Source organism: uncultured Ilumatobacter sp. (assembly GCF_963980585.1).
Lineage (GTDB): Bacteria > Actinomycetota > Acidimicrobiia > Acidimicrobiales > Ilumatobacteraceae > Ilumatobacter_A.
Window position 1 is genome coordinate 34148 of sequence record NZ_CAXCAM010000020.1, and the last position, 20082, is coordinate 54229.

A 20082-nucleotide genomic window follows, 5' to 3' on the forward strand; every position below is an offset into this window, starting at 1 on the left:
CAGCGACTCCGTCGCTGCCTCAGAGTCCTCGGCCTCTCGGCCGAGCTCGCTCACGCTCGGGGGACCACACCGGCGAGACGGCTGGCCCTGGCCTCACCGCCTCGTCTTGCCTCGCCCCACATCTGCGAGACTTTGGAATGGATGCTTCGCACCTGGTGCCGACGATCGATATTGCTCAGCCTGACGATGCGATGCTCGCTGCGCTCGACCTCGCTTGTCGTGACCACGGGTTCTTCCTACTGAGCGGTCACGGGCTCGACGACTTGATCGGGGCGACATGGGACCGAGCACGAGCGTTCTTCGAATCGCCCCGGGATCGCAAGGTGGCGGTGATGCGCGACGCTGACAATCCGCTTGGGTATTACGACCGGGAGTTGACCAAGCGCAAGCGCGACAGCAAGGAAGTGTTCGACTTCGTCGATCCGGTCGCTGAACGTTCGGCGGTGCACAATCGCTGGCCGGCTGAAGTCGACGCGACAGCGGGATTTCAGCGCGGGATGGTCGAGTTCTTCGATGCATTCAGCGAACTTGCCGAGCGGACCACGGCGCTCGTGCACGCGGCGCTCGGTCTTGGCGCCGATGACGTTGCTGAGTTTCGCGGCGACCGAACCAACAGTTCTGTGCGATTGAACCACTATCCGGTGGGCGATCCGGTCCCTGTCGACGAGCGTGATGGACTTCGCGAACTGGGCGAAACAGCACTTGGCTACCACACCGACCCCGGCGTGCTCACGCTGCTGCTGCAAGACGGGACCGGCGGGTTGCAGGCCCAAGCAGCGGACGGCACATGGGTTGACATCGTGCCGACGCCCGGCACGATCGTGGTCAACCTCGCTGATGCGATGCAGGTCTGGAGCAACGATCGGTATCGCGCTGCAGTCCACCGCGTGATTCCGATGACTGCGACGGATCGCTTGAGCATTCCGTACTTCCTCAACCCGCAGCGCGATGCCCTGATCAAGCCGATCGCCGCGCTGGCGTCGACGCCGCGCTACCGGCCCTTCACGTGGCGCTCGTACATGCAGGCTCGCACGGACGACAACTACGCCGACCTGGGCGCCGACGACACGCAGATCACGGATTATCGCCTCGTCGATTCGTGACCGCTCGGTGATTCAGGCGCACGGTGATGCCGGCGCACGGTCAATTCGTGCAGAGGTGGCAGCGGGTGGTCATCGTCAGACGATGTTGAACTCGGGCTGATCGGTACAACTCCGGATGTCAGGGTCGAGATCGACGGGGAGTGATCCGAACCGATTGATCCACTCATCGACGTCGCCCGGCGTCAGGCCGTTGATCACTTCTTCGGTCTCGGCCAGGGAGATGTCGCGGGCGCTGACCCGAATCGCAGTCGTGCCGACTGTTGCGAGGAGCGTGAAGGCAGCGGGATCTTCTGGATCACGATTGACCCACGCCTGTTGCCCGTTGAATGTGGCGGGCTCGTATTGCCGTTGATCGTTGCCCGCGACGGCGAGGCTCCCATCCGGGTACTGCGCGACCATGATGGTGACCTGTTGGTTGCCGATCTCGACCGGGAGCCCGAAGACGAACTCGTCGGTACTGCGCCCGCCACTGATGGCGGCCCAGCCATCCGGCAGGTCGATGTTGATCACACCATCGGTGATCCGCATCGAGTTGAACAGCGCGTCGATCTCCGGGCGGAACGCCGGGCGGCCCGCCGTGTCGAGCACGGAGACGGAGCCGCATGCGACTTCGACGCTGTACTGGCCGGGGGTGTCTTCGTCGGGAGGGATCACCGACACCGCTGCATACTGCCGGGGCGGAACGGTGGTGGTCGTGCTTGACGCACTGGGATCCGGCTCGGGTTCCTCGGCCGGAGCAAGGCCGTCGACTTCGATGAGCGAGATCGTGCTCAGATCCGGGGCACGGAGCAAGAGTGCTGAGCCGCCGAGTGGTGCTCGAACGACCGCCAATTCATCGAGGCGATTGCGCTCCGGTGGCAGGAGCAAGGGCGTGTCGCCGGACCCGGGAATTGGGGGTGTGGTCGTCGTGGTGGCGGTCGTGAGGAGTGGCGCCTGGGCGACGGTGTTGACCGTCGGCTCAAGCGTCGGCGAGGGTGCGACGTCCGTCGCTGACGGCGCCGTGGCTCGAGAACCCGGTGTCTCGCGCGACGCGGAGTAGGCAAGCCCACCGACCGCGGCAAGACCGAGCAGGGCCAACGCTGCCAACCGCGCCGCATTTGACGCTCGGGTGTTCGGGCTGGCCAAGTCCACGGGCGAGAGCTCGGATTGTGCCCGCATCGCCGCATCGAAGATCCGCTCACGGAGGTGCCGTCGGTCGATGGGTGGCATCGTTCCGACTTCGGGGCGAGCAGCCTCGACGATCTGCACCGGGTTCACGAGGATGCTCCATCTCTCGGCGTGCCAGCGTCGGGAGCGTCGTCGCGGGAGGAGTCGGTGATCTGGTTGTCGTTGGCCGCGACGCGACGACGGATCTCCTTGCGAATGGCGTTCAGGCGGGACCGGACTTCGCTTTGTGGGATACCGGTCGCGACGGCGGCGAGCGACGATGAGCAGCCCTCCCAAGCAATGAGGAAGAGCAAGTCGCGTTCGGGGGGTTCGAGTTCGGCAACGGCGGCCATCACGCGGGCCGTCGTGATCGTGCCGCCATCCTCGACCGTTTCGGCCAGCAGCGGATCGGTGACTCGCGGGATCGCCCGTGAGGTGGATCGTGTCGGCGGTTGCCAGTCACGGAGACGTCGGCATTCGGTTTCGCTGTGACGACGCAGAAAAGCGGTCGCCATTGCGAGGAGCCAGCCCAGGTCCGTGCCGGTGTGAGCTGGTCGTTGTGCGTCTTGGCGCAATGCGTGCTCGAAGACGTTCTCGACGACCTCGACGCCAGCTTGTGGGCCGACACGCCGAGCCGCATACGCGTAGATCGCATCGACATGCTCGTCGTAGAGGCGCGCGGCCGCCGGCCCGTTCAAACTCACAACCCAATCATGCCAACGACTCGGGCGGTTGCACCGTCATGCGCCCGTCAGCCCAGCGCTGGCGTGCGTGATGGTGTGTTGGTTCAGCCGGATACCGGGTTGTGCGGCGTCCGTCCGGCAAGGACCTCGACCACGTTGGATGCTGCGGCGGTGGCCATTGCGGCACGCGTTTCCACCGTTGCTGACCCCAGGTGCGGCACCAGCACGACGTTGTCAAGACTGAGCAGCCCCGGATGCACGGTCGGCTCGTTTTCGAACACGTCAAGCGCGGCGCCGGCAATCACGCCATTGACGAGTGCTTCGACCAGTGCTGCCTCGTCGACGATTGGTCCACGCGCCGTGTTGACGAGGAATGCTGTGGACTTCATGGCAGCGAGTGCGCTGGCATCGATCAGATGGTGGGTGGCCTCGCTGTACGGGCAGTTGAGAGACACGATGTCGCTGGTTGCAAGCAGTTCGTCGAAGTCGACTCGCTGTGCGTCGAGACGCTGCTCGACCTCGGTGTCGACGTTGCGACGGTTGTGGTACACGATGCGCATCCCAAACGCCCTCGCCCGCGTTGCGAGGGCTTCTCCAATGCCGCCCATCCCGACGATCCCGAGTGTTCGGCCCTGGAGCCCCGTGCCGAGCATCATGAACATGCTCCACTGCCAGGCGGTGCCCGACCGGATGAGCCGTTCTCCCTCACCGAGTCGGCGCGTGGACATGAGAACGAGCCCCATCGCCAGATCGGCGGTGGCGTCGATCAACACGCCCGGCGTGTTGGTGACGATGACACCGCGCCGGGTGCAGGCGTCGACATCGATGTTGTTGTAGCCAACGGCGACGTTGGCCACGATTTGCAGCTTTGGTGCAGCGGCCAGGAAATCATCGTCGACCCGATCGGTGAGGAGGGTGACGGCAGCGTCGGCATCGGCGAGCTGCTCGTTGCGTACCTCGGTCGGGATCACGGCGTCGTCCATCCATGCCCAGACGTCGGAGCCGTCGATCGATCGCAAGAGATCAAGGCCAGCATCGGGGATGCGTCCGGTGACCGTGATCTTCGGCTGCGGGATCTTGGGGTTGTTGAGGCCGCTCATGCCGCGCCTCCCGTGGTCGTCCAAGCAGCGAGTCTGTCGAGGCCTTCGGCGATGTCGTCGACCGAGATTCCGGAGTACGCCAGTCTGATGTACTGCTCAGTTTCGTCGGCTTGCGGGCGGCCGAAGTGTTGACGGGTGCAGAATGACACGCCCGTGTTCTGCAAGGCAGCCGTGGCAAAGTCACCCACAGCAGCGAAGCCCATTCGAGACATCACGGCAGTGACATTGGGGAAGAGATAGAAGGTCGCATCGGGCGTCGCGCAGGTGATGCCGTCAATGGCGGCGAGTCCGTCGACCGCAGCGTCTCGGCGGCGCTGGAGTTCGGCGAGCATTGGCGCGGCACCCTCTGGATGGGCAATGGCCTCAACTCCGGCGGCCTGGACGAAGTGCGTTGTGCAGCTCTCGTCGTTGGTATTCAACTTGGCGATCATCTCTGCCACGGGGACCGGTGCGACGGCACAGCCGAGTCGCCATCCGGTCATCGCGAACTTCTTCGAGAACGTGTACAGAATGACCGTGCGCTCGGCCATGCCGGGCAACGAGGCGATCGACGTCGATGTGCCCGAGTACCGCATTTCGAAGTAGGCCTCATCGGATAGGACCCAGAGGTCGTGCTCAATGGCGATGTCAGCGATTGCTTGCATCTCCGCGAGCGAACTCTCACAACCCAGCGGGTTCTGCAGGTTGTTGTAGATGATGGCGGTGGCGCCTGACGCTGCCAGCGCACGGAGTTGATCGAGGTCGATGCCGAATCCTGTAGCGGTCTCGTGATATCGGTAGGGGAGCGGACGTCCGCCGAAGTACTCGACCTGGCTCTCGTAGATGGGGTAGCCCGGGTTGGGGTACAACACGCCGTCGCCGGGGTTCATCAGCGTTTGGATGAACTTGGTGATCACCGGCTTGCCGCCTGGTTGGACGACAATGTTTGCCGCGGTCAGTTCCATCTCGCGATCGGCGCCGATGTTTGCGGCCAACGCCTCGCGGAGCGGAGCGATTCCGGCGGCCGGGCAGTAGCCGGTTTTGCCATCGCTGATCGCGGCGTTCATCGCCTCGACGATGTTCGCTGGCGTCGGCAGATTGATATCGCCGAGGTGGAACGGATAGATCCGGTTGCCCTGCGCTCCCCACTCCGCCGCTGCCTGGGAAACGGCAAACGCCGTTTCCGTGCCGAGGTTGTCCAAACGTGCTGCCAGCGCCATTGCCGATCCCCATTGTTTCGTTGTCGGACAAGGTGTTCGACGGGCCCACGCCCGATGTCCGGCGGCCAAGTTAACAAAAATTCAACCTCGCCGATTCCACTCTGTGGGACGGTTCCACAATGTGGACCGGCAGGGGACCAGCCGGAGTCGAGTCGGGGTTGCGTCGGGGTTGCGTCGGGCCAGGTTTGGGTCAGACGACCCGGGTTTCTCTGAACGGATTCGGCGATACTGATGGTGATGAAACGTTTGCCGCTCCGTCATGTGTCGATCCACGGCCACGACGTGAGGTACCGACGGCTGGGTCCGGCCGCGCAGGGCACATCATCTGCGCAGCCGATCGAGACCGTGCTGCTGATCCATGGGCTGGCGGGCAGCTCGAAGACCTGGGATGCGGTCATGCCGCTGCTTGCTGAGCGATACGACGTCATCGCCCCCGATCTGCTCGGTCATGGCGAATCGGCAAAGCCGAGTGGCGACTATTCGCTCGGTGCCTTCGCCAGTGGACTCCGCGACTTTCTGGCGGTGCTCGACGTACCGCGGGTGACGATCGTCGGGCACTCGTTCGGCGGGGGTGTGGCGATGCAGCTGGCGTACCAACACCCCGAGTTGCTCGATCGGCTTGTGCTCGTCGGCAGTGGCGGGCTGGGTCGAGAAGTGAGCTGGCTGCTGCGCCTGTTGACGCTGCCAGGCTTCGAGTACGTGATGCCGTTGGGCTTTCCGAGGCCGGCGGTCGAAGTCGGCACCAACGTTGGTCGTGTGCTCGGCCGGAGAGGGATCCGGAGCGAGCGCCTCGGCGAGATGTGGCGCGCCTATGCGTCGTTGGCAGGTGCGCCGAACCGCACCGCCTTCGTGCGCACGATGCGTGGCGTTATTGAACCCGGCGGTCAAACCGTCAACGCCAGCGATCGGCTCTACCTCGCCGCCCGCGTCCCGACGATGCTCGTCTGGGGCGACCATGACGCGATCATTCCGGTGTCTCACGCTCATGCTGCGCACGATGCCATCGAGGGGAGCCGGCTTGAAATCATGGAGGGCATGGGGCACTTCCCGCATGTCGAAGATCCCGAGCGGTTCACGAGAGTGCTTGCGGACTTCCTCGACACGACCACGGCGGGGCCCATCGGTCCCGAGCCGTTGCGCGATGTGATTCTCGGTAACGTCGACTGAAACGCCGCTCTGACGACGTCGCGTTCAGTCGTGAGTGCGACGCACGACGATTGACGCCTGCCCGTCGCCCTCTTCGTCGACGAGCACGTCGATCATTCCTGCCGTAGCCGCTGAACGATACGCGTCGCTCAACTCGCCGGGAGGAGCGTGGAATGGTCCAGCTGTCCCGTCGAGACCGACGGCGGAGAGCACCGTGAGAACCAACACGCCATCGGGCCGCAGTCGCTGCACGAAGTCGAGGTACAGGTCACTCGCTCGGTACCGCTGGCAGACGATCATCGCAAGTCCACGGAGATCGGGCGGGAGTCCCTCGTCGGTGTCCCACACTGAAGCCTTGACGGTCAATCCGTGTTGTGCAGCAGACCGAGCCGTGAGATCGACAGCGACCGGCGAGACATCGAGGGCTCTGACGGTGAGGCCCCGAGTGGCCATCCACAGTGACTGCGCGCCGATGCCACACGCAAGGTCGAGAGCGGTCCCGTCGGTTGGCAGCTGCTCGAGGAGCTCAGGATGGGCATCGACGATGTCGGGTGCGGCGGGCACCGCCCGGTCGGGTTCGACACCCGCCGCACTCCAACGTTCATCCCAACGGTCTCGGTCGGCTTCCATCGGCCCATCGTGGCACGGTTGCGCTGCGCGGAGCAGCGACGACCGGGTTGGGGCCAGGTGTCACTCGAATGACTCGGGAGTGACCTGGGGGTCGGGGCCGGGAGTCACTCGGACCGTCAAACAGCGACGGTCACGGACATTGGGGCGATGGTCCTCCGGTGCGCGCGCGTGGCGTGGGATCATCATGGGTGTGAGTGAGATCGAGACCCAGACCGACGACAAATGGTTGACCGACGACGAACTCGAACTCGTTCGCGGGCGAATGCCGATTGTGTACGTCGATGCCGTCCCAGTCCGCGTCGACGGCCACGGCAATGTCGAAGAAGTCGGCATGTTGCTGCGTCAGAACGCCAACGGGTCGATCAGTCGGATGGTCGTCACCGGCCGCGTCCTCTACGGCGAACGCGTCCGCGAGGCGCTCATGCGGCACTGTGAGAAGGACCTCGGCCCGATGGCATTCCCGCGCGTGCCGGCAAACCCCACGCCCTTCACGGTCGCGGAATACTTCCCCGACCCGTCGAAGTCAGGGTTCCACGATCCGCGCCACCATGCGGTCAGTCTCGCCTATGTTGTCCCGGTCGAGGGTGAGTGCGAACCCACCCAGGAGGCGCTTGACCTGCGGTGGTTCACTCCCGAAGAGGCCGTCAGTGATGACGTCGTCCTCGAGATGATGAGCGGTCACGACCGCCTCATTCGGCTCGCACTCGCGCACACCGGCAAACTGCCGTGAGCGCAACTCGGGCGATTTCCGCAATTTCTGCACGAATCAAGTGACGCGCAAGTCACACTGACGTAATCTGCAACTTGGTATGTCGGATGGAGATGGAGTCCACCGGGCTGCCAGCGCGCTGCGTACTGCGCTCGCTGGAAAGCCCATGGTGCGATTCGATGCTTCCTGCCTCGTGGGCCCGACACCGCGCGCGGGCCGCGTCGTCGAGCGGGTCGAAAACCACGGCAAGCACATCGAGATCGTGTGGGACGACAACATGGTCTTGCACACCAACCTTCGACTGAACGGCTCATGGCACGTGTATCGCCAGGCCGAGCCCTGGCGCAAGCCGTATCAGCAGATGCGCGTGGCGATCGAAGTGGCCGACTGGGTGGCGGTGTGCTTCAACGCTGCGGTCACCGAGACCTATCGCATTCCCGACAAGCGTCGCCATCCCGGCATGGGCCGACTCGGACCCGACCTGTGTGAATCCAACACCGATCCGAGCGTGGTCGTGAACCTCCTGCTGTCGCACAAGGACGGGGCGGCTCGGCTGGGTGAAGTCTTGCTCGATCAGCGGGTCGTCCGTGGTCTTGGCAATCTGTACCGATGTGAAGTGCTCTGGGCGACCGAGTTGAGTCCGTTCGCTCGCATTGACTCCCTCACGGAACACGATGCGATTCGTCTGGTCAACGCTGCCGCCACGATGCTCCGGGCCAACATGCAGCAGGCAGAACGCGCGGCCAGCGTCGCTGAGAAAGGCGGACTCGCCGTGTACGGCCGCAATGGCCAGCGTTGTCGGCGGTGTGGCGAAACGATCGACTGTCGGCCGCTCGGCCAGCACGGCCGAATGCTCTATTGGTGCCGCGGCTGCCAGCAGCATCTTGATCCGCATCAGGAAGTGCAGACCGATGACACGCCCATGGATCCGCATCCCGCGGCGCAGGCGTACCTCGCCGGCCTGCCATGGAATCGCGACGCCAGCTGACTCTTCACACGAAGATGGAGGCCAGGGTCAACCTCGGCCGAGGATCCGGTCGACGTCGATCTCGATGACGGTGCGATCGTCACGGTCCTTGGGCTGCTGATATCGGGCGGCGTACCCGTCGATGCCGGGCTGGATACCTGCCGGATCAGCGACGAGTCGAACCGGGCCTTCGAGGCTGAGCCACCGTCCGCCGTCGACCTGGCACACTGCGCCACGCTGCCCGGCCGCCTGCATCCGCTTCGCATTCAGTGACTTTTGGGATGCGCCCCACGTGATGACCCTGGCGACCTTGGCCTCGACGTCGTAGCTGAAGCCCACGGCAACCACGTGTGGCGACCCATCGGTCCGCAACGTCGTCAACGTTGCAAGGTGTCGCTCGCGGAGGAAGGTGAGGACCGAATCGTCGAGATGGTGAACGTCGAGAGCCATGGGAGCAATTGTGCCCGCTCGTCGGCGTCATTCGGGGGAGATGACGCCCACGCTCCGGTTCACTCCGTGGCGATTGCTTTCAGCACGTCCATGTTGCTTGCCTTGAACGACGGGTACAGGGCGGCAACGAGCCCAGCGAGGACTGCGAACACCATGACGACGACGATGATCATCGGGCTGAAGGCCAGCTTGCTGACGATGTCGTCGGGGACTGCCAACGAGGCGATGATGCCGAGGAACGTACCGAGCACGATCCCGACGAGCGCGCCGAATGTCGACACGATGACCGCTTCCCAGCGCACCGATCGACGGAGTTGGCGGCGGTTCATGCCGACGGCCCGGAGCAGCCCGATCTCCCGTGTGCGCTCGAAGACGCCCAACGCCAGCGTGATCGCGATGCCGAGGACGGCGATCACGATCGACAGCATCAGCAAGATCGTGATCGTGAGCAAGAGCTGGTTGATCTGATCCTCCTGGCTCTTGCGGAACTCGGCGTTGGTCTGCACGTCGGCCTGCGGGAAGTCTGCGGTGGCGGCGGCGACCGCGAGATCGCCTGCTTCAGCCGTGACGCCCTCAGCGAGCTTGCCGATGATGAAGAAGTCGCGTGCGGGTGCATCGCTGACCGACTCGAGTGTGTCGAGGCTGATCAGCCAGTTGCCGAATGTGGCATCGCCATAGACACCCGCAACGGTGAGGGTTCCCTCGATGCCGTTCTGCCAGAGCACCTCGATGGTGTCACCGACACCCTTGTCGAGGTCGCCGGCCGGGTCAGTATGAATGAGGACCTCGTTCGGTCCGAGCCCGGCGATCTCACCGGACTGCAGATCGGGATTGACCAGTATCTCGAAGGCGTCCGGGTTGATGGCCCCGAAGCCTTTTGTATCGCCCTCGACTTGGGCCCCGATACCGCGCACGGGAGTGACCGCTTCGAGCTCAGGAAGCGCTGCCAGGCTCTCGGCAACCGCCGGAGAGAGTCCGAAAAAGTTCGGGTCAGTGACGATGTAGTCGGCGGTGATGGCATTGTCGAGGATGTCGGTGAACGTCGCCCGCAGCGACGATGCAAACACTGCTGCCGCGCTGACGAGGGCGACCCCAATCATCAGCGCCGAGGCGCTCGAAGATGTGCGACGCGGCGCACGAGCGACGTTGTCGCGAGCCAGTACACCGGGCACCTTGAACAGCTTGGCGATCGGCCAGCCGATCGCTTTCGTCACCGGTGCAGCGATGGTCGACGACACGCTGGCGACACCGAGGAAGAGTGCCAGTGCGCCGATGCCTGCCAGCGCTGCCCACGAGAGGGCTGGGCCCGGCTGAACGAAGAGTCCGATGATGAGCATCACGACTCCGACGGCCGTGACGATGGCGCCGATGATCAGCTGCTTCTTCTTGAGCGCTTCGAATCCGAGTTCCGGGCGCATTGCTGCGACCGGTGGAATCGTGGACGCCCGACGGGCCGGGACGAAGACCGAGAGCAGCGTGACACCGAGGCCGACCACCGCGGCAGCGATGAACGTGCGCGGCTTGAGAATCGTCTCGGTGTCCGGGAAGCCGGCGCCCGCTTGGTTGAAGAGGAAGAGAATGAGCCGGGACACACCGATGCCGCCGAAAATTCCGAGCACGGTCGCCACGAGGCCGAGGACGAATGCCTCGGAAACGATCATTCGACGGACCTGCTTGCCGGAAGCGCCGACGGCACGCAACAGTGCGAGCTCGCGGAGGCGCTGACCGATGGTGATCTGGAAGATGTTGTTGATGATGAAGGCACTGATGAAGGCGGTGATGAAGGCGAAGATCAGCAGTCCGGTGCCGAACACGCTGATGAAGCCATCGACATCGCTCTGACTTTCCTCGGCGAGCTGTTCGCCGGTGATGACTTCGGTGCGCTCAGGAAGGATGTCTTCGATCGCGGCCTGGACAGCGACGGCGTCGGCGCCGTCGGCCAACCCAATGTCGATGGCGTCGACTTTGCCGTCTGAGCCGAACTTCTCGATCGCGGTCGGGATGTCGAGTGCCACAACTGAGGCACCGAGAAACCCGTCGGAGTCGACCGCACCGATGGTGCCGACCAACTCGCCCTCATGGGTGCCGGCGTCGGTCAAGTAGGAGACGATGTCGCCGACCTCGTATCCGACACGGTCGGCGGTTGCCTTGTCCACGACAAGTTCGTCTTCGCCCATCGGGGCGCGCCCGTCCTTGAGCGTGACACCTTGGAGGCCGGCGTCGCCGATGTAGGAGTAGCCGAGCGCGGGGCCACCAGTGGTGGCAACGAGCTCGCCGTCCTCGTCAAGGATCTGGGCGAATCGAATCAACGAGGGCTCGACCACCGCGACGCCCTCGATGTCGGCCAGCTCGTCGGCGATCGACGCGTCGATCGGGTCGCGTTCACTGTCTCCTTCGAACGCCTCGGCGCTGCGCACCTCGAGGTCGACGTCGCTGACGAGCTCGTTGAAGAGTCCGCCGAACGTGGCCCGCATGCTGTCGGCGAGCACGAATGAGCCAACGACGAATGACACGCCCGCGGTGACAGTGAAGGCGATGGCGATGGTGCGCCCGATTCGGGCCCTGATGCTCTTGCGCGCGAGCAGCGCTGTGGATCGGAAGCTCATGTCAGCTGTCTGCGTGCTTCATGTGATCGATGATCTGGTCTGCGGTCGGATCCGGGAGGTCCCCGACGATCTTGCCGTCGCCGACGAACACCACCCGGTCGGCGTATGACGCAGCGCCAGGGTCATGCGTGACCATGACGATGGTCTGGCCGAATTCCCGTACTGCGCGGCGCATAAAGTCAAGAATCTCTGCGCCAGTCTCGGAGTCGAGGTTGCCGGTCGGCTCGTCGGCAAAGATGATCTTCGGGCGCGAGGCAAGCGCGCGAGCAACCGCGACGCGCTGCTGTTGGCCACCGGACAGCTCGCTGGGGCGATGCTTGAGTCGGCCATCAAGCTTCACCGCTGACACCACCTGATCGATCCAGGCCGCATCCCCGGTCTCGCCACCGAGCATCATCGGGAGCTTGATGTTCTCCTCTGCGGTGAGCGTCGGGATGAGGTTGAACGCCTGGAAGATGAACCCGACGTCGGTGCGACGAAGTTCGGTGAGTTCCTTGTCATTGAGTGACGCGAGGTAGGTGCCGCCGATGAAAGTGGCACCGGATGTCAGTGTGTCGAGACCTGCGAGGCAGTGGAGCAGGGTCGATTTGCCCGATCCAGAGGGCCCCATGATTGCGGTGAACTGACCCGCCTCGAACGACACGGTCACGTTGTCGAGCGCTTTGACCTGGGCATCGCCGATTCCGTAGATCTTGCTGGCGTCGACGGCACCGGACGCAGCAGTGGGGGAATCCACGCCGGTGGGCGCGGGGGAAGGCAGAGGCGTATTCATGGGTTCCAGTCTGCTCGCTCCGGTCCGCCAACGGGTCCACCACAAGTCGGTTCTCCTCTCCACCTTTCGGATGACCCGGCGCTGTCCGTTTCGCCGCAGACGGTGCGTCAGTGGTCGCCGGGGGAGACGAGGCCGGACTCGTAGGCAGCGACGACGGCTTGGACGCGGTCGCGTGCGCCGAGCTTGGCAAGGATCCGGCCGACGTGCGTCTTGATCGTTGCCTCCCCGAGGTAGAGCTCGGCCGCGATTTCGCTGTTGCTCATCCCGCGGGTCATCAGCTTGACGACGTCGAGTTCGCGTTCGGTCAACTTGTCGATGCCTGGGAACGCATCTGGCTGGCCGACCGGTCGCCGAGTGATCTCATCGATCAGGGCTTGGGTGACCGATGGCGCGAGCAATGCGTCGCCGTTGGCAATCACCCTGATGCCCTCAATGAGTTGTTCGGCCGGTGAATCTTTCAGCATGAACCCACTCGCCCCTGCACGCAGCGCGGCGTGGACGTAGTCGTCGAGATCGAAAGTGGTGAGCATCATCACGCGTGCCGTGACCTCGTCGGACGCACAGATGCGCGCGCATGCTTCGATGCCGTCCATGCGTGGCATGCGCACGTCCATGAGCACGACATCGGGACGGGCACGATCAATCATCTCAACGGCCTCGATGCCGTCCGCGGCTTCGCCGACGACGGTGATCCCTGGTTCGGCGTCGAGGATCATGCGGAACCCGGCGCGGACCATCCCTTGATCATCGACCAGCATCACGCGGATCACGATGCGACTCCGGCCGAGCTTGGCTCGCTGCCTGCTGCTGAGTCATCGCTTGGCGATGCAGGGAGAACAGAGTTGGTCGGCAACGTCATGTGGACGCGCCAGCCGCCGCCGCCGCGGGGGCCGACAGTGAGCGACCCGTTGACGGCAGCCACGCGCTCGCGCATGCCGACCACGCCGTAGCCCGGACCGATGTCGTCAGCAGCTGCACCTCGACCGTCGTCGGCAATGGTGATCCTCAACGAGTCAGCGTCGCGTGTGACGTCGATGGTGACTGCGCTGACTGGGCCGGCGTGTCGCCGGACGTTGGTAATGGCCTCCTGCACGATGCGATAGCCGTGCAGGTTGATCGAAGGCGAGAGTCCATCCAGCGGTCCCATCACAGTGAGCTGGATCGGTAGGTCGTCGCTTGCGTGAACCAGCGCGTCGAGGTCGGTCATCGACGGCTGCGGGGCAAGTGGCGACCCGCCACGTCGGGAACTGTCGCCGCCGTTGGGGGCAGCGTCGGTGTCGCTCCGAAGCACGCCGAGAATTCCGCGCAGCTCATTCATCGTCTGCCGGCCGGTGTCTTCGATGTTGGTGAGTGCGGTGCGTGCCACGTCGGGGGCGTCATCCAGGTTGCGTCGCGCCGCCGCGGCCTGGATGACCATCACGCTGACCGAGTGAGCAACCACATCGTGCAGCTCTCGTGCGATGCGACTTCGTTCGGCGTGGACCTGCTGCTGCGCGATGAGCGCCTGCTCGCGTTCGGTCCGTTCAGCTCGCTCGGCCAAACTTTCGGCCTTGTCGCGCCGGCGCCGCAGGTTGTCGCCGACGACGTAGGCGGTCACGAGCATGACGGTGCTGCTGATGAAGTCGCCGATGTACACCTCGCCCACCGAGAGTCCCGCGATGAACAGCAACAGGATCCCGACGCCGATGACCCACACCGCGTTGGTCCGGCGGGGACCCGAACTGTGTGCGCCGAGGGAATAGACCGCAATCAGAACGCCAACGAAACCGGTGCCGTCGATGTCGAGGAGTGCGGTGATGACCTGGGCCGCGGCAACGAAGAGTCCCGAACGGATGGGGAATGATCGGCGCCACGCGATGGGAAAGACCGACGCAACGATGAAGGGGACGGTCCACCATGATGGCTCGCGGAAGTCCTCGGTCTGGTCGAGTTCGAGCAGATGAACAGTCACAGCGGCAGCGGTGATGCAGGCCGCGAGAATCATGTCCGCCGACCGTGGATTGGCGCGCAGCCAGACGATGGGATGCGGACGGGTCACGGCGTCGACGCTAGCGATACGTGCCGCTCCGCTCATCCCCCTCGCGGTTGATTGCCGTACGATCAGATGTTGATGGCCTGCATCTCTTGCTCACGGCCGCTTCCTGACGGCGCTCGTTTCTGTCCATTCTGCGGGCATGAAGTGCTTGGAGCGTCAACGGAAGAGCGGCGGGTGGTGACGGTGCTTTTCGCCGACCTTGTCGGCTACGCCGCCCTCACCGAGCGGCTCGACCCCGAGCAGGTCAAACGCATGATCGACGGTGCGTTCGAGGCGCTGCAGGCTGACATCAACGCGTTCGGTGGCCGCGTCGACAAGATTCTCGGCGATGGCATCCTGGCGATGTTCGGTGCTCCGGTCGCTCACGAGGACGATCCCGACCGAGCAATCCGCACGGCCCTGCAGATGCACCATTCCCTCGAGCGATTCTCACGGACCCATGCGGACCTCGACGGTGCATTGCACCTGCGTATCGGTGTCAACACCGGCGAAGTGCTCGTCGGCTCGATCGTCGGTACCGACGGCTACACGGCGATGGGCGACGTCGTCAATGTGGCCTCGCGGTTGCAGTCGCTTGCGCCGCCCGGCGGCATCTACATCGGCGATGCGACCGCAATGCTGGCCTCGGACGACATCGTGCGCGAGGCGATCGAAGGCGTGGTCGTGCGCGGGCGCGAGCAGACCGAGCGAGTGTGGAACGTCCTCGGTCGGCGCCGTCCGGCGATTCGTTCGGGTAACCGGCATCAGGTGCCGTTCGTCGGCCGTGCGACGCAGCGCGAGCTGCTGCAGTCGGTGATGACGATGGTGGCCAATGGCCGCTCAGCAACGGTGTCGGTCACCGGTGAGGCAGGTGCTGGCAAGACGCGCTTGGTCAGCGAACTCCTCGACGACTTCCCGAGCCGCGAGGTCACGATCTTCGCTGGGGTGTGTGCCCCGTATGGCGAAAGCAACGTGTGGACGCCGATTGCCTCGGCGTTGTTCCGCCGCCTCGACCTCGACGCCACCATGTCACAGGCGCGGCTACGCGAAGTGACGCGCGAACGAGCGGTCAGCAGGTACGGCTTCTTCACCGATGACCCATCCCTCGATCACTTTGTCGAGGCGGTGTTGCATCTCTCTGGCTATCCGTCAGTGCTGGACGACATGAGCCCGATCGAGTCGCGCGAAACGCTCTTTCGGCTGATCGTCGAAGGTCTCCGTCGACGATCGCGGCAGGGCCCGGTCGTGCTGTGGCTCGACGACCTGCAGTGGGCTGACCCGCTGCTGATCGAACTGTTGCACCGGTTGACGCGATCGCTCGTCGACCGGCCGTTCTTGTTGATCACCGCGCAGCGCGACGACGCCTCGGCCGATTGGCCACCAACCTCGGACCACCCGATCACGATTCGGATGCCGATCGATCCGCTGACCCGCGCTGAGGCCGATGAACTGTTGGCAGAGGTCTTCGATGGTGAGCTCGGACTGGGTTTGGGCGAGCAGTTGTACGAACGAAGTGGCGGCAACGCGCTGTTCCTGACGGAGCTCGCGGTGCTTTCGCGTGAGCAGCCGGACAGCACCGAACTACCGGGCTCGTTGCGTGCGTTGATTGCTGCACGCCTCGACCGTCTCGACCACGGTCCGCGCGCCGTGCTCGATAACGCTGCGGTGTTGGGTGCGAGCGGACCGATCGCGTCGCTGCATGAATTCGCCGACGCACTCGGCCAGAGCTACGACCCGGCATTTCTTCACGGACTCGAGGATGACGGACTGCTCGAACTCGATGACGATCGCTGGCATTTTCGCAGCGATGTGGTCCGCGAGGTCGCGTACGGGATGCTGACCAAACTGGTGCGGGCCCGGCGGCACGCCGGGGTTGCGTCAGTGATGATTGGCCAACCCATGGCGCCGATCGAACTCGTGGCACATCACGCCGCGACGTCAGCGGAACTTGTGGGTGAAATCGGTCCCGTCGAAGGCGTGATGCCGAACATCAAGGATCACGCCGTGCAGTTGCTGCTGAAAGCAGTCCGGAGGTCACTCGATGTCGGAGCGTTCAGCCAGGCGAGCCGACATGCCACGCGTGCTCTTGAGCTCGGCCCCGACAGTGATGCGGTCGGACGCGAGCTGCTGTTGTTCCGTGCTGAGTCAGCAGTCGGTCGACGCGAGCCCAACGCCGGGCGCGCCGACGCGGAACAATCGCTCGAAGCGTCGGTGGCCGCCGGCGATGAACACCACGAAGGCAAAGCGCGCCGCTTCCTTGGACAGATCGCTCAGATGTCGGGCAACCTCACCGAGGCGCGTCGGGAGCTGAGCCGCAGCGTCGATATCTTCCGCGAACTCGGCGATGACATCGAACTTGCAGCGTCTTTACGCGAACGTGGCTTCTCCGAAGTGTTTGGCGGTTCGCTCGCGGATGCGGACTGGTTGCTTGGCGAGGCCGAAGCCCTCAGCGAACAACTCAACGATCGGCGTGGGCGCGCGTGGGTCCGTCAGCATCAGGCATGGGTCGCGTTCCTGTCCGGCGATCTCGAGCTCGCCGAGAAGCGCTTGCTGCTCGCCTCGGGCGAGTTCTCCGAGCTCGGTGATCGCTCAGGGAGCAACTGGGCCACGGGCCTCCTCGCGTACATCCGATTCTTCACGATGCACTTCGACGAAGCCGAGGCGCTGGCGCACGCCGTGCGAGGTGAGGGACTTGAGCTGGGCGAGCGCTGGAGCCCGGCGATGATGGACTCATTGCTCGCTTCGATTCGCCTGTGGACCGGGAACTTCGTCGAAGCCGAGCGGTTGTCACGTCGAGCGTTGGTCGAGTTTCGCTCACTCGATGACAAGTTCGGCCTCGTTCAAGCACTCGCCCCCCGCAACCGAGCCCTGGTTGCGCTCGGTCGTGACGAGGAAGCCGAGCGGGGCATCGAAGAAGTGTTGTCGCTTGGTGATGCGTTTGGGGACCTGGCCTTCTCGGTCAGCGCCGCTGCCGGTGCAGCGGTACACCTGGGCCTTGCCGACCGAGCCGTGGTGATGAGCGAACTCGCAGTTGAGCGGATGTCGGTGATGGGTGCCAACGCAGCCGAGATCAGCACGACCTATGCGTTGGCACTGTGTCAGGTCGGCCGAGAGGAAGAAGCGCTGGCACTGTTCGAAACGATCGAAGTCGATTTCCCGTACGCCCACGCCGTCCGGGCGTTGGCGGCGGCGATCTCTGGAGACGACGTATCGCCGTTGATCGACGCGGCTGAGGTCTGGTCGATCACAGGCTCGTCTTATCTTGATCGAGCGATCGCTGATGTGGCCGCGGCCGCGGTCGAAGTGCGCACCGGCGATGTGCTGGGGGCAGATCACCGCCTCTCGCGCACGGCGACGCTGGTCACTGAGGTGGGCGATCAGGTGGCGATGAATTTGGTCGCGCAAGTCCGTGCCGCCCTGTTGTCGTCGGATGACGGGAGCGATCGATTTCCCGAGAGTGAATTGCGAGTCGGTTGGCGCCGGGTCGTCACTGGCCTGGCCGGTCGCACTGCTCACCCGGTGAGTTGACTGAAGGGCCGGCGATGAGTGATTCGAACGCGGTGTCGACGTCGAATGCGGGCGGTCATGCAACGGGCTTGATCGTGGGCCGATTTGACCCGCCCCACCTGGGCCACTCGTTCATGATCGATTGGGCGTCACAACGTTGTGAGCAGCTGGTGGTGTTCGTGAACAGCTCGACATCTGCTGACACTGCCCCGGGTGAACTTCGCGCCGGCTGGCTCGCCGAATTGCATCCTGCCGTGCACGTCCGTGAGGTTCGTCATCAGCTCTGGAACGACTGGGACGATGAGGAACTCTGGGCTCGATGGATGGCCCTCTTCCGCGCGGAGTGGCCACTTGCAGCTGGGCCCCACGTCGTGTTCTCCTCTGATGCGTATGTCAGTGAGATCGCTCGCCGGTTCGACGCTCAGTCCGTCGTCGTTGATGCCGACCGCGTCACGGTGCCGATCAGCGCGACACAAATTCGAGAGTCGCCGGCGGATCATCTCGACCGACTCGCTCCACCGGTTCGCGCCTGGGTCGAGGCGAACTGGGTCTGATCAGCGGTTCGGCTGTTTGGTCACGCGAAGGTAGGGCTTCACGGGTTCCCATCCAGCGGGGAAAAGTTCTCTGGCCTCGTCGTCAGACAATGCGGGGACGATGATGACGTCGTCGCCGTCGTTCCAGTTGGCGGGTGTGGCGACCTTGTGGTCAGCCGTGAGCTGCAGGCTGTCGATCACGCGCAGGATCTCGTTGAAGTTGCGGCCGGTCGATGCCGGGTAGGTGAGAGTGAGCTTGACCTTCTTGTCGGGTCCAATGATGAACACGGACCGAACCGTGAGTGTGTCGTTCGCGTTTTCGTGGATCATGTCGTAGGCATCTGCCACGGCGCGGTCAGGGTCACCGATCATCGGGAAGTTCACGGCGGTGCCAACGACTTCCTCAATGTCTTTCTCCCACTCGACGTGGCTGTCGACGGGGTCGACGGACAGTCCGATCACTTTGGTATTGCGCTTGTCGAACTCTGGTTTGAGGGCAGCGACAGTTCCGAGTTCGGTGGTGCAGACGGGCGTGAAGTCTTTCGGGTGGCTGAACAGCACGCCCCACGAGTTACCGAGCCACTCGTGGAAACTGATGTCGCCGTGAGTGGTTGCGGCGGTGAAGTCGGGTGCAGTGTCGCCGAGGCGGATGGCCATGATGAGCTCTCTTTCGTGGGTGTTCGCGGGTGTGTGAACGAATTGCTCGTCGTTGTGAAGCAACGATAGCCGATAAACCCGACTAGATAAGTCGGAATTAGTGGGTGGCGTGCTTGTCTGGTGCGCGCAACCTCGCTCAGAACGTGATGGGAAGGATGCGCGGACCGCGCACTTGGCCGCTGGCCCATGACACTTCGATTGGTGTCTGCACGCTGAAATCGCCGATTCGATCGACGAACGTACGCAACGCAACATCCATCTCGAGGCGGGCCAGATTTGATCCGGCGCACCGGTGGATTCCGGCCCCGAACGCGACATGACGGTTCTCGGCTCGGTCGATGATGAAGGTGTCCGGATCTTCGAAGACGTCCGGGTCGTGGTTGGCGCCGGGGAAATTCATCAGCACTTTGTCGCCGGGCACGAAGTCGATGCCGCCGTACGTCACAGGAGAGTCGACCACGCGAGCCATGGTCACGGGTGAATAGAAACGGAGGAACTCTTCGATCGCGCCGGGCCATAGTTCGGGTTCGGCCCGCAGCCGTTCGAGGTCCTCAGGGTTGGTGCCGAGATGGAACAGCGCGGAACCGATCGAACTCCAGGTGGTGTCGATGCCGGCCACCAGCTGAAGGTTTGCCATGCCGACCACAATCTCGGGGTCGACCGGGTTGCCATCGGGATCTGTGGCGGTGAGCAGCGCGGAAATGAGGTCGTCGCCACCGGGATTGGCGCGGCGATCAGCGACCGTCGCGCGGAAGAAGTTGCGGATCACGTCGCGGTACTTCACGCGCAACTCGGGCTCTTGGAGGCCGAGTTCGAGGACGGCACGCACCCAGTACGTGAAGTCGTCGACACGGTCCTCA

General features: G+C 64.1%; 18 protein-coding genes. 6 read left to right on the plus strand and 12 right to left on the minus strand.

Annotated features, from left to right (window positions below):
• The first annotated feature begins 137 nt into the window (after positions 1-137).
• On the plus strand, positions 138-1103 hold the full coding sequence (locus ACH2DW_RS08375; RefSeq protein WP_394929282.1) for an isopenicillin N synthase family dioxygenase: 966 nt from the start codon (positions 138-140) through the stop codon (positions 1101-1103).
• 75 nt (positions 1104-1178) lie between these two features.
• On the opposite strand, the gene ACH2DW_RS08380 is transcribed toward ACH2DW_RS08375, so the two are convergent.
• The 4 genes from ACH2DW_RS08380 to ACH2DW_RS08395 all read right to left on the minus strand — a co-directional run bounded on the left by ACH2DW_RS08380 (position 1179) and on the right by ACH2DW_RS08395 (position 5231).
• Positions 1179-2360 carry a hypothetical protein gene (locus ACH2DW_RS08380; protein WP_394929283.1) on the minus strand — a complete coding sequence of 394 codons (1182 nt, stop codon included), beginning with the start codon at positions 2358-2360 and terminating at the stop codon, positions 1179-1181.
• On the minus strand, positions 2357-2953 hold the full coding sequence (locus ACH2DW_RS08385; protein WP_394929284.1) for an RNA polymerase sigma factor: 597 nt from the start codon (positions 2951-2953) through the stop codon (positions 2357-2359). The genes ACH2DW_RS08380 and ACH2DW_RS08385 overlap by 4 nt, the downstream gene beginning before the upstream one ends.
• 83 nt (positions 2954-3036) lie before the next feature.
• Entirely contained in the window at positions 3037-4032 is a 996-nt protein-coding gene (locus ACH2DW_RS08390; protein WP_394929285.1) for a 2-hydroxyacid dehydrogenase, read from the minus strand.
• Positions 4029-5231 (minus strand): pyridoxal phosphate-dependent aminotransferase, encoded by a 1203-nt coding sequence (locus ACH2DW_RS08395; protein WP_394929286.1) that lies wholly within the window; start codon positions 5229-5231, stop codon positions 4029-4031. Before ACH2DW_RS08395 ends, ACH2DW_RS08390 begins: the two co-directional genes overlap by 4 nt.
• Positions 5232-5468: 237 nt before the next feature.
• On the opposite strand from ACH2DW_RS08395, the gene ACH2DW_RS08400 reads away from it, so the two are divergent.
• Positions 5469-6398 (plus strand): alpha/beta fold hydrolase, encoded by a 930-nt coding sequence (locus tag ACH2DW_RS08400; protein WP_394929287.1) that lies wholly within the window; start codon positions 5469-5471, stop codon positions 6396-6398.
• Positions 6399-6422: 24 nt separating this feature from the next.
• On the opposite strand, the gene ACH2DW_RS08405 is transcribed toward ACH2DW_RS08400, so the two are convergent.
• On the minus strand, positions 6423-7007 hold the full coding sequence (locus ACH2DW_RS08405; RefSeq protein ID WP_394929288.1) for a methyltransferase domain-containing protein: 585 nt from the start codon (positions 7005-7007) through the stop codon (positions 6423-6425).
• A gap of 184 nt (positions 7008-7191) precedes the next feature.
• On the opposite strand from ACH2DW_RS08405, the gene ACH2DW_RS08410 reads away from it, so the two are divergent.
• Positions 7192-7737, plus strand: a complete 546-nt coding sequence (locus ACH2DW_RS08410; RefSeq protein ID WP_394929289.1) for an NUDIX hydrolase family protein — start codon at positions 7192-7194, stop codon at positions 7735-7737.
• Between the two features lie 79 nt (positions 7738-7816).
• Positions 7817-8704: a DNA-formamidopyrimidine glycosylase family protein gene (locus tag ACH2DW_RS08415; RefSeq protein WP_394929290.1), complete on the plus strand. Its 888-nt coding sequence runs from the start codon at positions 7817-7819 to the stop codon at positions 8702-8704.
• Positions 8705-8731: 27 nt separating this feature from the next.
• Here ACH2DW_RS08415 and ACH2DW_RS08420 read toward each other — a convergent pair whose 3' ends face one another.
• From ACH2DW_RS08420 to ACH2DW_RS08440, 5 genes are all read right to left on the minus strand, one after another.
• Entirely contained in the window at positions 8732-9133 is a 402-nt protein-coding gene (locus tag ACH2DW_RS08420) for a pyridoxamine 5'-phosphate oxidase family protein (protein WP_394929291.1), read from the minus strand.
• Positions 9134-9192: 59 nt separating this feature from the next.
• Positions 9193-11739, minus strand: coding sequence for an ABC transporter permease (locus ACH2DW_RS08425; RefSeq protein ID WP_394929292.1), 2547 nt, complete (start codon positions 11737-11739; stop codon positions 9193-9195).
• Position 11740: 1 nt separating this feature from the next.
• Positions 11741-12511: an ABC transporter ATP-binding protein gene (locus tag ACH2DW_RS08430; RefSeq protein WP_394929293.1), complete on the minus strand. Its 771-nt coding sequence runs from the start codon at positions 12509-12511 to the stop codon at positions 11741-11743.
• 107 nt (positions 12512-12618) lie between these two features.
• On the minus strand, positions 12619-13284 hold the full coding sequence (locus ACH2DW_RS08435; RefSeq protein WP_394929302.1) for a response regulator: 666 nt from the start codon (positions 13282-13284) through the stop codon (positions 12619-12621).
• The gene (locus ACH2DW_RS08440; protein WP_394929294.1) at positions 13278-14549 is read right to left on the minus strand and encodes a sensor histidine kinase; all 1272 of its coding nucleotides are present in this window, start codon (positions 14547-14549) and stop codon (positions 13278-13280) included. The genes ACH2DW_RS08435 and ACH2DW_RS08440 overlap by 7 nt, the downstream gene beginning before the upstream one ends.
• 174 nt (positions 14550-14723) lie before the next feature.
• Here ACH2DW_RS08440 and ACH2DW_RS08445 point away from each other — a divergent pair, with 174 nt between their 5' ends.
• Both ACH2DW_RS08445 and ACH2DW_RS08450 read left to right on the plus strand, forming a co-directional pair.
• Positions 14724-18053 carry an ATP-binding protein gene (locus ACH2DW_RS08445; protein ID WP_394929295.1) on the plus strand — a complete coding sequence of 1110 codons (3330 nt, stop codon included), beginning with the start codon at positions 14724-14726 and terminating at the stop codon, positions 18051-18053.
• Between the two features lie 14 nt (positions 18054-18067).
• Positions 18068-18586: an adenylyltransferase/cytidyltransferase family protein gene (locus ACH2DW_RS08450; protein ID WP_394929296.1), complete on the plus strand. Its 519-nt coding sequence runs from the start codon at positions 18068-18070 to the stop codon at positions 18584-18586.
• Here ACH2DW_RS08450 and ACH2DW_RS08455 read toward each other — a convergent pair whose 3' ends face one another.
• On the minus strand, positions 18587-19222 hold the full coding sequence (locus ACH2DW_RS08455) for a peroxiredoxin (RefSeq protein ID WP_394929297.1): 636 nt from the start codon (positions 19220-19222) through the stop codon (positions 18587-18589).
• A 136-nt stretch (positions 19223-19358) separates the two neighbouring features.
• Positions 19359-20082 (minus strand): cytochrome P450 (locus tag ACH2DW_RS08460; RefSeq protein ID WP_394929298.1); only part of this gene is annotated, 724 nt, incomplete at its 5' end.